This is a genomic window from Plantactinospora sp. WMMC1484 (genome assembly GCF_049315195.1).
Classification (GTDB): Bacteria; Actinomycetota; Actinomycetes; order Mycobacteriales; family Micromonosporaceae; genus Plantactinospora.
The window spans coordinates 2,772,088-2,784,461 of record NZ_CP186055.1 but is presented as its reverse complement, the minus strand read 5'-3'; the positions used below and the strand labels follow the sequence as shown (position 1 = coordinate 2,784,461).

Genomic DNA, 12,374 nt, shown 5'->3' with positions numbered 1-12,374 from the left:
TCAGCGGCCGACCGGGTCAGCGGCCGACCGGGTCAGCGGGACGGGGCGGGCGTCGCGTACCGGTGCCGGGCGCGCCACAGCCAGCCGACGTCCCGGCCGAACGACCAGCAGAGCAACACCAGCGCCAGCACCACGGTCGACTGGGCCAGCAGCCCGGGCAGCAGCCCGGAACCCGCCGCCGCCAGCACGATGCCCTGGAGCGCGGCGACGGTCTTCCGGGAGAAGCGGTGCGGCAGCGCCGCGTTGAGCCACGGCAGCGCCCGGGCGGCCGCGACGAAGGCGTACCGGAGGGCACCGATCGCCAGCACCCAGGCGCCGAGGGACTGCGCGAGATAGACGCTCAACGCCAGGATGAGGAAGGCGTCGACCTCCATGTCGAACCGCGCGCCCAGCGCGGTGCTCGTGCCGGTACGCCGGGCCACCTGACCGTCGACCCAGTCCAGCGCCAGCGCCACCGCCGCCACGCTGACCAGCAGGGCGACCGGAGCCGGCGACCAGAAGGAGGCGGCCACCAGTGCGGTCACCGCCCCGACCAGGATGGACCGGGCCAGCGTGACCCGGTTGGCGGCGCCGAGCATCGACGCGCCGGACCGGCGTAGTCCACGGCTGAGGAGCAGCCAGGTGACCACCGCGTACGCCGAGCCGGCCAGCCAGCCGGCGGGACCGAGCCCGATCGTCGCGCCCAGCGCCGCCAGCACCACGAACTGGACGGCGAGCCCTACCGCCGGCCCGTCCACCTCGGCCGGCGGGTGCCCGGCCCGCGCGGAATCGCCGGCGCCGACCGGCACCGGACGCACCCGGTGCGGCGCGGGCCGCAGACGGACCAGGGATGTTGGGACGAGGTGATCACTGACAGTCAACGTTCCTCCGTAGCGGTTTGGCGCGATCAACGCGCCGCGTATCGTTGCCGCTGCCCACCCCCGAGGAAACGGAAAACACCCGCGTTCGGTTCAGTGCGCTGGGAAAGGAGTTGGCGACCGTGCGTGCTCGCGCCTTCTGGCTCGCCGCACCCGGCAGGGGCGAGATCCGGCCGGTTCCACTCCCGGCGCCCGGTGCCGACGAGGTGCTGGTCCGCACCCTCCACTCCGGGCTGAGCCGGGGCACCGAGACCCTGGTCTTCGCCGGCCACGTCCCCCCGACGCAATACGCGACGATGCGCGCCCCCCATCAGGAGGGCGACTTCCCCGCCCCGGTGAAGTACGGCTACCTCAACGTCGGCATCGTCGAGGCGGGGCCGGCGCACCTGGTCGGGCGTACCGTCTTCTGCCTCTACCCGCACCAGACCCGCTATGTGGTGCCGGCGTCGGCGGTCACCGTCGTACCGGACGGGGTGCCGGCGGCCCGGGCGGTCCTAGCCGGCACGGTGGAGACCGCGGTGAACGCGCTCTGGGACGCCGCGCCGCTGGTCGGCGACCGGATCGCGGTCGTCGGGGCCGGGATGGTCGGCTGTTCCGTGGCCGGCCTGCTCGCCCGGTTTCCCGGTGTCCGGGTGCAGCTCGTCGATGCGGATCCGGCCCGGGCGGGCATCGCCGCCGCGCTCGGCGTCGACTTCGCGCTCCCCGGCGACGCCACCGGCGACCGCGACCTGGTGGTGCACGCCAGCGCCACCTCGGCCGGACTCACCAGGTCGCTGGAACTCCTCGGCCCGGAGGGCACCGTCGTCGAACTGAGCTGGTACGGCGACCGCCAGGTCAGTGTGCCGCTCGGCGAGAACTTCCACTCCCGCCGGCTGGTGGTGCGCAGCAGCCAGGTGGGCACGGTGTCACCGAACGTACGCGGGCGGCGTACCTTCGCCGACCGGCTGGAGCTGGCCCTGGAGCTGCTCGCCGATCCCGTGTTCGACGCCCTGCTCACCGGTGCGTGCCGCTTCGAGGAACTGCCCGAGGTGCTGCCCCGGCTGGTCAGCGGGGAGCTTCCCGCGCTGTGCCAGGTGGTCGACTACGCCGAGGCGGCCACCGACCAGTAACCTCGGCGGACCACCCACCGGGACGGACCAGGAGGAGAATCCTTGTTCAGCATCACCGTCCGTGATCACATCATGATCGCGCACAGCTTCCGGGGCGAGGTCTTCGGCCCCGCCCAGAAGCTGCACGGGGCGACCTTCGTCGTGGACGCCACCTTTCGCCGGCCGGAGCTGGACGCCGACAACATCGTGGTGGACATCGGGCTGGCCAGCGGGCAGCTTGCCGAGGTGCTGGGCGAGTTGAACTACCGCAACCTCGACGACGAGCCGACGCTCGCCGGGATCAACACCTCGACCGAGGCGCTGGCACAGATCATCGCGGACCGGCTGGCCGACCGGGTGCGGGCGGGAGCGCTCGGCGAGGGGGCGCACGGGCTGACCGGGATCACCGTCACCCTGCACGAGTCACACATCGCCTGGGCCAGCTACGAGCGGACGCTTTGACCTCCCCTCCGCCAACGGGTGACGCGGGCAGCCCGGGTCAGGTGTACGTGGTGCTGCCCGGCGACATCGACGACCCGGACGCGCCGAGCGGAGGAAACGCCTACGACCGCCGGGTCTGCACCGGGCTCACCGCGCTGGGCTGGCAGGTGCGCGAGCTCGCCGTACCGGGGCGGTGGCCCCGGCCGGAGGAGGCCGGGCGGATGGCGCTGGCCGACGCACTCGCGGGCGTACCGGACGGTGCGGTGGTGCTGCTCGACGGGCTGGTGGGCTGCGGCGTACCCGAGGTCGTGGCCCCGGCAGCCGGGCGGCTCCGGGTGGCGGTGCTGGTGCACCTGCCGCTGCGGGACGAGACCGGGCTGCCGGCGGAGCTGGCCGACCGGCTCGACAACCTCGAACGGCGCACCCTGCGGGCCGCCGGGGCGGTCGTGGCGACCAGCGCCGGGACCGGACGCCGGTTGGCGCAGCGGCACGGTCTGCCGCCCGGACGGGTGCACGTCGTGCCGCCCGGTGTCGCGCCCGCACCGCCGGCACCGGGCACGGACGGCGCCACCGGGCTGCTCTGCGTCGCCTCGGTCACCCCGCGCAAGGGGCACGACGTGCTGGTCCAGGCGCTGACGACGCTGGCGGACCGACCGTGGAGCTGCCGCTGCGTCGGCCCGGCCGCCCGCGACTCGGCGTGGGTCGACGGGCTGCGCCGCTCGGTCGAGGCGGCCGGGCTGGCCGGGCGGGTCCGGTTCCTCGGCCCGCGTGGCGGCGCCGACCTGGCGGCCGAGTACGCCGCCGCGGACCTGCTGGTGCTCGCCTCCCGGTCCGAGCCCTACGGCATGGTCGTCACCGAGGCGCTTGCCCGGGGCATCCCGGTGCTGGCCAGCGCGGTGGACGGGATCCCGGAGGCGGTCGGGCGGGCGCCGGACGGGGGCCCGCCGGGGCTGCTGGTGCCGCCCGGCGACCCGGCGATGCTGGCCGGCGCGCTGCGCCGCTGGTTCGACGAGCCCGACCTGCGGCAGCGGCTGCGCACCGCCGCCGCGCGGCGCCGCACCGGCCTGCCCGGCTGGGACGTCACCGCCGCCGGCCTCGCCGAGGTGCTGACCAGGCTCGCCGGGCATCCTGCCAAGCGCGCCGGGCATCCGGCGCCCGCCGACGCAGCCGGTGACACGGCCGGTGACGGCGACGCCCAGCGCGACACGGGGTACGACCGGGACAGTGAGCACGACGAGGAGACGGCATGACCGAGGGCAGCGGGCGAACCGGCCGACCCGGCAGGACCGAAACGAGCGGCAGGACCGAAACGAGCGGCAGGGACGGGGCGAGCGGCAGGACCGAAACGAGCGGCAGGGACGGGGCGACCGCCGGGGACGGAGCCGTCGGCGGAGGCGACGACTCGCCGTACAGTCTGGCCTGGTTGGGGCTGCGGGAGCCGGCCGACGCCCGCGCCCGCGCCACCGAGCTGCTCCGACCGGTACGCGACCGGCTGCCCGGCACCGGCCCGCTGCTGATCCGGGACCTCGGCTGTGGCAGTGGCTCCATGGGGCGATGGCTCGCCGGCCAGCTACCCGGCCCGCAGCACTGGGTCCTCTACGACCGCGAAGCCGGTCTGCTCGACCACGCCCGGGAGCACCTGCCGGCCACCGCCGCCGACGGCTCACCGATCACCGTGGAGACCCGGGAATGCGACCTCACCCGGCTGACCGCCGGCGACCTCGCCGGGGCGTCGCTGGTCACCGCCTCCGCCCTGCTCGACCTGCTCAGCCCGGCCGAGGTGGAACGGCTCGCCACAGCCTGCGTCGAGGCCGGCTGCCCGGCCCTGCTGACCCTCTCCGTGCGGGGTGAGGTGGAACTCTCCCCGGCCGACCCGCTCGACGCCGAGATCGCCGCCGCGTTCGACGCACACCAGCGGCGGGAGACCGGCGGCCAGCGGCTGCTCGGCCCGGACGCGGTGGATGCGGCGGCGGAGGCGTTCCGCCGGCTCGGTGCGACCGTGCTGGTCAGGCCCAGCCCGTGGCAGCTCGGCCCGGAGCGGCCGGAGCTGACCGCGCAGTGGCTGCGCGGCTGGGTGGGCGCCGCCGTCGAGCAGCGACCGGAGTTGGCCGCCCCGGCCGCCGCCTACCTGGACCGCCGGCTCGCCGCCAACGCGGCCGGCGCACTGCGCGCGATCGTCGGGCACGCCGACCTGCTGGCCATGGACGGGCACACCGACCGGTCCCTCACGGACGGGCACGCCGGCCCGGTCGCCGTGGACGGATGAACCGCAACCCCGGTTGCCCCGTATACCTGCCAGAACCGATCGAAGGAGGGTCGCGGATGTGCGGGGCGAGGGCGTCAGGGCCGGTGGTGGCGGCGACGGACCGGACAGCGTCATGAGGCGTACGTTCTGGGCCTGGGTCCGGCTGCTCGGCGGAGCCGCCATCCTGGGACTGCTGGTGTGGCGACTCGGCACCGGGGCGTTCCTGGACGGGCTACGGGTCATCGACGCCGGCACCCTGCTCGCCGCGCTCGGGATCGGGCTGCTGACCACGGTCTTCAGCGCCTGGCGCTGGTGTCTGGTGGCCCGCGGCCTCGGCATCCGGCTGCCGCTGGGCAGGGCGGTCGCCGACTACTACCGGGGGCTCTTCCTCAACGCGGCGCTGCCCGGCGGCGTACTCGGCGACGTGCACCGGGCGGTGCGGCACGGTCAGGACGTGGACGACGTGGGTCGGGGTGTCCGCGCGGTGGTCCTGGAGCGGTCCGCCGGGCAGGTCGTGCTGATCGGCGTCGGGGCGGTGGTCTTGCTGCTCGCCGGTCCCGTACCCCTGCCGGCCGGGGCGGGATCCGGCCCGGCCGGGTGGTCGGTCGCGCTCGTCCTCGCCGCCGCAGTACTTCTCGGCCTCGCCGGCTGGTTCCTCCTCCGGTCCCGACCGAGGTCCTCGCGGTGGCATCGCGCGTGCCGGACGGCCGTCTCCGACGTACGCCTCGGGCTGCTCGCCCGGCACACCTGGCCGGGGATCGCGCTCTGCTCCGCCGTGGTGCTGGCCGGACACCTCGCCACCTTCGTGGTGGCGGCCCGAGCCGCCGGGTCGTCGGCGCCGCTCGCCCGGCTCGTCCCGCTGATGCTGCTGGCCCTGATCGCGATGGCGTTGCCGCTGAACGTCGGCGGCTGGGGACCCCGGGAGGGCGTCACCGCCTGGGCCTTCGGCGCCGCCGGACTGGGCGCCTCGCTCGGCCTCACCGTCGCGGTGGTGTACGGGGTGCTCGCCTTCGTCGCCAGCCTGCCCGGCGTCGCCGTGCTGGTCGCCCGCTGGCTCGGCGGGCTCCGGGCCGACCGGCTCCGGGCCGACCGGCTCGGGACCGACGAGCTCCGGACCGACCGGCTGCGCACCGCCCGAGTCCCACTACCCAGAGCGGTCACGTGACCGGCGCTCCGGCCTGCGGCGCCCAACCACGTCCCGGCGAGTCCCGGTCACGTCCGGGCCGAGCCCGATCACGCCGGGGCGAAGCGCTCCGAGAGGGCGTAGCGCAGCAGCACCACGTCGCCGATCTGGCAGACCTGGGCCAGCTCCGCCCGCCGGTCGGGCCCCCACGGGAACCGGCCGTCGCCGACGAAACGCGGCGCCCGGGAGTCGCCGACGAAGAACGGCGCGATCACCAACTGCAACTCGTCGGCGAGACCGGCGGTGAGGAACTGGGTGTGTATCGTCCCGCCACCCTCGACCATCAGCCGGGTCACACCCCGGGCCCGCAGGTCGGCGAGGATCAGTTCGAGGTCGACGGGGTCGCCGCTGTCGACCACGGTCGCCACCTCGCCGAGGCGCTTGCGTGCCTCGTCCAGGCTCGGCGTCGCGCAGTAGACGAGCTTGTCGATGTCGCCCGTGACGAAGAACCGCGCCGCCGGGTCCAGGTCGGCGCGTCCGGTCACCGTCACCTTCAGCGGCGTCGGCCGCAGCCCTCGGGCCACCCGCTCGGCGCGGCGGGCCGGCGACCGGACCAGCAGTCGCGGGTTGTCCTGGCGGACCGTACCCGCGCCGACCAGGATCGCGTCGCATTCCGCTCGGACCGCATCGACCCGGTCGAAATCGGCGTCGTTGGAGAGCAGGAGCCGGGTGCCGGTCGCGTTGTCGAGGTAACCGTCGATTGACATGCCGCAGCTGAGCAGAACGTACGGTCGGTCGCTCACAGATTGCACCTCTCCGTCGATGAACAGCCCGCGCGGGAGGCCAGTCTTCCGCATCGTCGGCGCCCGCTCACGCCGACCTCGCCCGGGTGCCGGTCCGGTGGTTCCGGCCGGATGACCCAGCTGTCCGGTCGGAGCCTGCCTGCTCACCCGAGCCTGCGGGCAGATCCGGATCCAGGCACCCTAGATCTTCAGGGCGTACGCAACCCAGCCCAAGAGGGAGAACCGATGCCGCACACACCGCGCCAGGTACCCACCGCCGAGGCGCCCGACACGCTCGCCGGGTTCGGGCCGCTTCCGCCCGCCACCGTCCGCCAGCAGGTGACCGTACCGCTCCGCTTCCCCGACGGCTACGCCGCGACCGCGAGCGTCTTCACCTTCGACGGCCTGGTGGACGGCCGGGAGCACCTCGCCCTCGGACTCGGTGACTGGCGGACGGCGGTGCGCCGGTCCCCCGACGGCCCGGCCGCGCCACTGGTACGGCCGCACAGCGAGTGCCTGACGGGAGACGTCTTCGGCAGCCAGCGGTGCGACTGCGGACCGCAGCTGCGGGAGGCGGCCGAGCGGATCAGCGACCGGGGCGGGTTCCTGCTCTACCTGCGTCAGGAGGGCCGGGGCATCGGCCTGTACGCCAAGCTCGACGCGTACGCGCTGCAGGACGTGGGGCTGGACACCTACGAGGCCAACGTCGCGCTCGGCCACGACGAGGACGAGCGCGACTACACGGTGGCGGCACAGATGCTGCGTACGCTCGGCGTGGACCGGATCGCGTTGCTGAGCAACAACCCGGACAAGGCCGAACAGCTCGACCGGCTCGGCGTGACGGTCGCCGAACGGATTCCCACCGGGGTGCACCTCTCCGCCGCCAACGCCCGCTACCTGAAGGCGAAGGCGAACCACACCGCGCACACCATCGAGCTGCCGCTCGCCGACTGAGCCCCACCCGCCCGCCTTGGAGGAACGGTCCGCCCCGCTGCTCCGGCCGCACCGCCGACGCCGGCAGAACGGGGACGCCGGCAGAACGGGGACGCCGGCAGAACGGGGACGCCGGCACGACTGGACTAGGCTGCCGGCATGTCGCCGTCACCCCGGCTCGAAAGGATCACTCCGGAGAACGTCGTCGCCGCGTGCCAGCTCCGGGTCCGCCCCGACCAGGAGGGAATTGTCGCCCCGGTGGCCCAGTCCCTGGCCGAGGCGTACGCCCAGCCGGATGTCGCCTGGCCCCGGCTGATCTACGACGGCGACCGGCTCGTCGGCTTCGTGATGGCCTTCCTGCTGGTGCGGCTCGACCCGGCCGACCAGCCCCGCTCCGGACTCTGGCGGCTCACCGTCGCGGCCGGCGAACAGGGCCGGGGGTACGGCCGGTTCGCCGTCGAGGCGGTCTGCGCGGAGTTGCGCCGTCGCGGGGAGAAGCGGGCCTTCGTGGCCTGGATACCCGGCGAGCACGGGCCCGAACGGTTCTACCGGCGGCTCGGCTTCCGCCTGACGGGCGAACAGCTCGACGGCGAGGTCGTCGGCGCACTGGACCTGACCTGACCGGGCGGGTACGGCGGCCGGCCCCGGACGGCGAGCCACTAGACGACCGATGCCCGCTCGGGGTCGGTGATGTCGATCTCGTGACGCTCGAAGAGCTCCTCCAGGGCGTCCGGGCCGTGCTGCTCGGCGTGGTCCGCCTCGGCCTCGCTCACCGGCACGGCGAGCAGCCACGCCACGGTCTTGTCGCCGACCGCCGTCGAGCGGAACTCCCCCTCCCAGAGGTAGGGGTCGGTGAGGAAGAAGTGCGGGAACCGGGTGTCGGGCAGGTGCATGCGCAGCACCTCGCGGAAGCAGGCACCGGGTTCCGGCTCCCAGCCGTCGTTGATCCAGAAGAACGCGGCGGTGCTCAGTGCCTCGGCGAACCGCGGATGCAGGGCCGAGTCGCAGGCGGCGAGCAGTTCGACGCCGAGCGGCGGGCTGACCTCCCGAGGAAGCGCCAGATCGGAGAGGCCGATGGTGCAGTACGCGGTGACGCCCGGCCAGGGGTGGTCGGTCGAGTGCAGGACGGCGACCCGGCTGGCTCCGTCGGCGTCGAGGTATTCGACCACCCGTGGGCTTCCGCCGAAGACGGCCGCGACGGTCCTGGCGATCGCCTTGTTCGCGTTGCTGACATCCGGCATGTTCTAGGGTCCCAGGTAGTCGTCGGTGAGGTCCTCGCCCGCGCGGCCGCGGTTCGATGATGGTAGCTCCGGCCGGTAGTGCGCCGGGTTGTTGTACTCGTCGAGGAACTGCTTCCGGCTGATCCGCCGGAGGCGGGCGCTGGCCTGGTGCTTGCGGAACTCGTAGCCGGGCTTGTGCCCCATGTCCCACCGGGACTTGTTCAGCACCCTGCCGGTGAGCGGGTCCCTGACCCTGCCGTCCGCGCCCTTCGCCGCCGCCCACACCTTGTCGCGGACGCCCCTGCGGTAGTTCTTGGGGCGCCGGTAGGGATCCCGCTTCATCCGGTCGACCAGGCGTTTCGGGACGTCCGGCAGCTTCTCGCCGTCCCTGACGACCGTCCGCAGCGCCCGCATGACGCCCTTTGCCGCGGCGCCGGCGAGCCGCCCCCGCACCCGGCGTCTAGCCATTGACCACCTTCATGATCGCGTCGTGCAGGAGCCAGTCGAGGATGCGCCGGAGGCCCTCACGCAGCACGGCGACACCGGCTGCCGCCAGGCCGCCGGTGGCGATCGCCACGCCTATCGCGATCGCCGTCAGGGTGGCCTGGGCGATGATGGCGAGCTTGAGCGCCAGGACGATGCCGGCGCACGTCAGCAGGCCGGCACCGATGATCTCCGCGCCGGTGGCGCCGCCGGCCAGCCGCTGGGCCGGGGCGGCGTCCCTGGTCCAGCTGGTCCGGAACACGTCCGCCATCTCGGCCTGGTTCGCCGTCCATACGCCGGCCGCGACGGTGTCGGCGGCGGCGACCTGGGCGTCGAGCTGACCGGAGAACTCACTCCACGCCTGCGCCAGCTCCTGCAGCCTCGTCTCGTCACTCTCCGGCCACTGGAAACCGATGGTGGAGAGGAGTTCCACCAGGGCGGACGGCAGCTCGATCCCCACCACGGCCTCCTACGGTTGGCTGAACCACTGGCTGTCGAGCAGGGCCCGGGCCTGCGCCCTGCTGTCCTGGTCCGCCTCGGCGAAGAGGAATGCCACCACGCCCAACCGTTCGGCGTAGCCGTCCATCGTGTCGAGATTGGAGTTGTAGCAGTTCATCGCCATGGCGTGCGCAGCGCCGTAGACGCCGCCGATGGCCGCGCCCAGCTCGTCGGTGCCCCACGGCTCGCCGCACGAGTCCAGCCGTTGCTGGAACGTGTCGAGCAGCGCGTCGGTCCGCGCGCCGACCTCGGCAAGCTCGTCGGAGGAACGCCAGAGCCCTTCCGGGGAGACCTCCGTCGACGCGGTCACCGGGCCCGCCGTTCGATCCGGGCCATGGCGTCCGTCAGCGACTCGGTGATCGCCCGCATGCTCCGCATGCCCTGCTCCCGTACCTCGCGGATCTGTTCCGCCAGGGCCGCCGGATCCACCGCGGTCGCGGCGGCGGCCGCCGGGTCGTCGGAGCGCGCGGCGAGCCATGCCTCGTGGAACGCCGTGGTGATCCCCTCGGCGAGCTCGCCGGCGCGCATGCCCATCACCTCGTCGGCGAGCCGGAGCTCGGCGACCCGCCCGTCGGCGGCGAGCCGCACGCTCACCCGGCCGTCCAGAGCGCTGCCGGAGGCCGAGCCCTGTGTCGTCTGCTGCCGGTCGCGGGCCGCGTCCGCCTCGCGCTGGACGGACTCCATCAACCGGTCGAGGTCACCCAGGACGTGCCACAGATCAGACAACCGACGCCTCCCCACCGTCCCGGCGGCGGTAGAGCCGCGCGCCGTCTCCGCCGGAATCTCGAACCTAACGGCCCATCGATACCGGGGCAATCGTCAATCCCGGTGCTTCCACCGGGCCGACGGGAGCGTTTCCGGCGGCAGCCCGGGAGATCGGAGCCGCCCGCCCGGCCGTTACCCTCCGGCTTCGAGACAACCCCGGCTCGCGGCCGGGGCCGCTCGCGGCGCCGCACCCCCGGCCCGCGACGACGAGAGGAGACGGTGATGCTTGTCGACTGGCCACTGGACCGGCTGCGCGACTATCTGCCGAAACGCGATGAGCCGGCCGATTTCGACGAATTCTGGGCGGAGACCCTGCGCCAGGCACGGGACGCCGGCACGCCGGCCCGGTTCGAGCCGTACGACGCCGGGCTGGCCACCGTCGACGTCTTCGACGTCACCTTCTCCGGCTTCGCCGGCCAGCCGGTACGGGGCTGGTTCCTGCTCCCCCGGCACCGCAACGGCCGGCTCCCCTGCGTGGTCGAATACATCGGGTACGGCGGAGGGCGCGGCCTGCCGCACGAATGGCTGGCGTGGAGCGCCGCCGGTTACGCGCACCTGGTGATGGACACCCGGGGCCAGGGCAGCAACGGCTATCTCGTCGGCGACACCCCCGATCCGGACCCGGTCGGCCTGCCCCAGACCCCCGGCTTCATGACCCGTGGTCTCCCCGACCCCGCCGCCTACTACTACCGCCGGGTCTTCACCGACGCGGTCCGGGCCGTGGACGCCGCCCGGGCACATCCGCGGGTCGACCCGGACCGGGTGGTGGTGGCCGGTGCCAGCCAGGGCGGCGGGATCAGCATCGCGGTCTCCGGCCTGGTGGACGGGCTCGCGGCGGTGCTGCCGAACGTGCCCTTCCTCTGCCACTACCGGCGAGCGACCGAGATCACCGATGCCATGCCGTACCAGGAGTTGGTGACGTATCTCCGGACGCACCGGGGCGACGTCGAGCAGGCGTTCCGCACCCTCAGCTACTTCGACGGGCTCAACTTCGCCAGCCGGGCCGGCGCACCGGCGCTCTTCTCGGTCGCGCTGATGGACGCGGTCTGCCCGCCCTCGACCGTCTACGCCGCCTACAACCACTACGCCGGGGCGGAGAAGGAGATCACCGTGTGGCCGTACAACGGGCACGAGGGGGGTGCCGGTTTCCAGTTCCCCCGGCAGGCCGGACTGCTCCGCCGGCTCTTCGACGACGGTGAGTAGCCCGGGGCGGGAGGTCGCCGGGGTGGGCACCGGCTACGGCACCGCGTTCGACCGACTCTTCGAGCGGGGACGCGACGCGATCCTGGCGGGTACGCACTACCGCGACTCACCCCCGGTGGAGGGCGGCCGATGGGGGCTGTCGGTGGTCCTGCCGCCGGACCGGGCCGGCACCGCCCGGCTGTCGGCGCTGACCGCCGAGGCGCTCGCCATCGCCGGCCCGGACCACTGGCCGACGGGTGCGCCGGAGGCGGTGCACTTCACGGTACGGGCGATCGAGGCGCACCGGAGCACCGTGCCGGACGGCGACCCGCTGGTCCGCCGGTGCGCCTCGGCGGTTCGGCGGGCCGCCGCGGCCAGCCGGCCGGTCCGGCTGGAGCTACGGGGTGTGACCCTGACCCCGTCCGGCGTGATGGCCTGCGCGTACCCGGTCGACTCGGCGGCGGACCGCTTCGCTGCTCGGCTCGGCACCGAACTCGGCACCGACGCCCGGTTCGAGGCTGACTTCTCCCGGGACATCTGGTACGCCACCCTGCTCCACTTCACCGGGCCGCTGCGTGATCCCGCCGCGCTGGTGGACTGGGCGGCGGCCCGCCGCGCCACCGACCTCGGTGTGTCGGTCTCCGCAACGGCCGACCTGCTGCGGTTCCGGTTCAACGGCCGCCAGCCGGTACGGGTGCCGCTGGCCAGCGCGGCCTTCGGCGCCGGGGCCGCAGCGCGACGGTGACTGTCGGATCCA

At 74.0% G+C, this 12,374-nt stretch carries 16 protein-coding genes; 9 read left to right on the top strand and 7 right to left on the bottom strand.

Going from position 1 to position 12,374, the window contains the following annotated elements; all coding sequences use genetic code 11:
* Positions 1-32: 32 nt before the first annotated feature.
* Positions 33-788 (bottom strand): CDP-alcohol phosphatidyltransferase family protein, encoded by a 756-nt coding sequence (locus tag ACN28C_RS12380; RefSeq protein ID WP_422773623.1) that lies wholly within the window; start codon positions 786-788, stop codon positions 33-35.
* Between the two features lie 191 nt (positions 789-979).
* Here ACN28C_RS12380 and ACN28C_RS12375 point away from each other — a divergent pair, with 191 nt between their 5' ends.
* The 5 genes from ACN28C_RS12375 to ACN28C_RS12355 all read left to right on the top strand — a co-directional run bounded on the left by ACN28C_RS12375 (position 980) and on the right by ACN28C_RS12355 (position 5,796).
* Positions 980-1,966, top strand: coding sequence for a zinc-dependent alcohol dehydrogenase (locus ACN28C_RS12375; protein WP_422773622.1), 987 nt, complete (start codon positions 980-982; stop codon positions 1,964-1,966).
* A gap of 42 nt (positions 1,967-2,008) precedes the next feature.
* Positions 2,009-2,407 (top strand): 6-pyruvoyl trahydropterin synthase family protein, encoded by a 399-nt coding sequence (locus tag ACN28C_RS12370; RefSeq protein ID WP_421494794.1) that lies wholly within the window; start codon positions 2,009-2,011, stop codon positions 2,405-2,407.
* Positions 2,408-2,448: 41 nt separating this feature from the next.
* The gene (locus ACN28C_RS12365; protein ID WP_422773621.1) at positions 2,449-3,636 is read left to right on the top strand and encodes a glycosyltransferase family 4 protein; all 1,188 of its coding nucleotides are present in this window, start codon (positions 2,449-2,451) and stop codon (positions 3,634-3,636) included.
* Positions 3,633-4,652, top strand: coding sequence for a class I SAM-dependent methyltransferase (locus ACN28C_RS12360; RefSeq protein WP_422773620.1), 1,020 nt, complete (start codon positions 3,633-3,635; stop codon positions 4,650-4,652). The genes ACN28C_RS12365 and ACN28C_RS12360 overlap by 4 nt, the downstream gene beginning before the upstream one ends.
* Positions 4,653-4,764: 112 nt before the next feature.
* Positions 4,765-5,796: a lysylphosphatidylglycerol synthase transmembrane domain-containing protein gene (locus tag ACN28C_RS12355; RefSeq protein WP_422773619.1), complete on the top strand. Its 1,032-nt coding sequence runs from the start codon at positions 4,765-4,767 to the stop codon at positions 5,794-5,796.
* 68 nt (positions 5,797-5,864) lie between these two features.
* Here ACN28C_RS12355 and ACN28C_RS12350 read toward each other — a convergent pair whose 3' ends face one another.
* Complete coding sequence (locus tag ACN28C_RS12350; protein WP_422773618.1) at positions 5,865-6,557, bottom strand: RibD family protein; 693 nt, start codon at positions 6,555-6,557, stop codon at positions 5,865-5,867.
* A gap of 225 nt (positions 6,558-6,782) precedes the next feature.
* Between ACN28C_RS12350 and ACN28C_RS12345 the strand changes: the two genes are divergently transcribed.
* Positions 6,783-7,490, top strand: a complete 708-nt coding sequence (locus tag ACN28C_RS12345; RefSeq protein ID WP_421494799.1) for a GTP cyclohydrolase II — start codon at positions 6,783-6,785, stop codon at positions 7,488-7,490.
* Positions 7,491-7,628: 138 nt separating this feature from the next.
* Positions 7,629-8,090 (top strand): GNAT family N-acetyltransferase, encoded by a 462-nt coding sequence (locus ACN28C_RS12340; RefSeq protein ID WP_421494800.1) that lies wholly within the window; start codon positions 7,629-7,631, stop codon positions 8,088-8,090.
* Between the two features lie 38 nt (positions 8,091-8,128).
* Here the strand turns inward: ACN28C_RS12340 and ACN28C_RS12335 are convergent, their stop codons facing one another.
* Genes ACN28C_RS12335 through ACN28C_RS12315 form a run of 5 tightly spaced genes read right to left on the bottom strand, consistent with a single transcriptional unit; the run spans position 8,129 to position 10,396 of the window.
* The gene (locus ACN28C_RS12335; protein ID WP_422773617.1) at positions 8,129-8,710 is read right to left on the bottom strand and encodes a suppressor of fused domain protein; all 582 of its coding nucleotides are present in this window, start codon (positions 8,708-8,710) and stop codon (positions 8,129-8,131) included.
* 3 nt (positions 8,711-8,713) lie between these two features.
* Positions 8,714-9,157 (bottom strand): HNH/ENDO VII family nuclease, encoded by a 444-nt coding sequence (locus ACN28C_RS12330; protein WP_422773616.1) that lies wholly within the window; start codon positions 9,155-9,157, stop codon positions 8,714-8,716.
* Positions 9,150-9,632: a hypothetical protein gene (locus ACN28C_RS12325; RefSeq protein ID WP_422773615.1), complete on the bottom strand. Its 483-nt coding sequence runs from the start codon at positions 9,630-9,632 to the stop codon at positions 9,150-9,152. Before ACN28C_RS12325 ends, ACN28C_RS12330 begins: the two co-directional genes overlap by 8 nt.
* A 9-nt stretch (positions 9,633-9,641) precedes the next feature.
* Positions 9,642-9,980, bottom strand: coding sequence for a hypothetical protein (locus tag ACN28C_RS12320; RefSeq protein ID WP_422773614.1), 339 nt, complete (start codon positions 9,978-9,980; stop codon positions 9,642-9,644).
* Positions 9,977-10,396: a hypothetical protein gene (locus ACN28C_RS12315; RefSeq protein WP_422773613.1), complete on the bottom strand. Its 420-nt coding sequence runs from the start codon at positions 10,394-10,396 to the stop codon at positions 9,977-9,979. The genes ACN28C_RS12320 and ACN28C_RS12315 overlap by 4 nt, the downstream gene beginning before the upstream one ends.
* Before the next feature lie 261 nt (positions 10,397-10,657).
* On the opposite strand from ACN28C_RS12315, the gene ACN28C_RS12310 reads away from it, so the two are divergent.
* Positions 10,658-11,638, top strand: coding sequence for an acetylxylan esterase (locus ACN28C_RS12310; protein ID WP_422773612.1), 981 nt, complete (start codon positions 10,658-10,660; stop codon positions 11,636-11,638).
* The gene (locus ACN28C_RS12305; protein ID WP_422773611.1) at positions 11,631-12,362 is read left to right on the top strand and encodes a hypothetical protein; all 732 of its coding nucleotides are present in this window, start codon (positions 11,631-11,633) and stop codon (positions 12,360-12,362) included. Before ACN28C_RS12310 ends, ACN28C_RS12305 begins: the two co-directional genes overlap by 8 nt.
* Positions 12,363-12,374: the final 12 nt, after the last annotated feature.

Bases quoted from the DNA above. Each gene is read 5' to 3' on its own strand.
- ACN28C_RS12360 (WP_422773620.1), top strand. From the start codon at position 3,633: ATGACCGAGGGCAGCGGGCGAACCGGCCGACCCGGCAGGACCGAAACG.
- ACN28C_RS12355 (WP_422773619.1), top strand. From the start codon at position 4,765: ATGAGGCGTACGTTCTGGGCCTGGGTCCGGCTGCTCGGCGGAGCCGCC.
- ACN28C_RS12345 (WP_421494799.1), top strand. From the start codon at position 6,783: ATGCCGCACACACCGCGCCAGGTACCCACCGCCGAGGCGCCCGACACG.
- ACN28C_RS12340 (WP_421494800.1), top strand. From the start codon at position 7,629: ATGTCGCCGTCACCCCGGCTCGAAAGGATCACTCCGGAGAACGTCGTC.
- ACN28C_RS12335 (WP_422773617.1), bottom strand. From the start codon at position 8,710: ATGCCGGATGTCAGCAACGCGAACAAGGCGATCGCCAGGACCGTCGCG.
- ACN28C_RS12330 (WP_422773616.1), bottom strand. From the start codon at position 9,157: ATGGCTAGACGCCGGGTGCGGGGGCGGCTCGCCGGCGCCGCGGCAAAG.
- ACN28C_RS12310 (WP_422773612.1), top strand. From the start codon at position 10,658: ATGCTTGTCGACTGGCCACTGGACCGGCTGCGCGACTATCTGCCGAAA.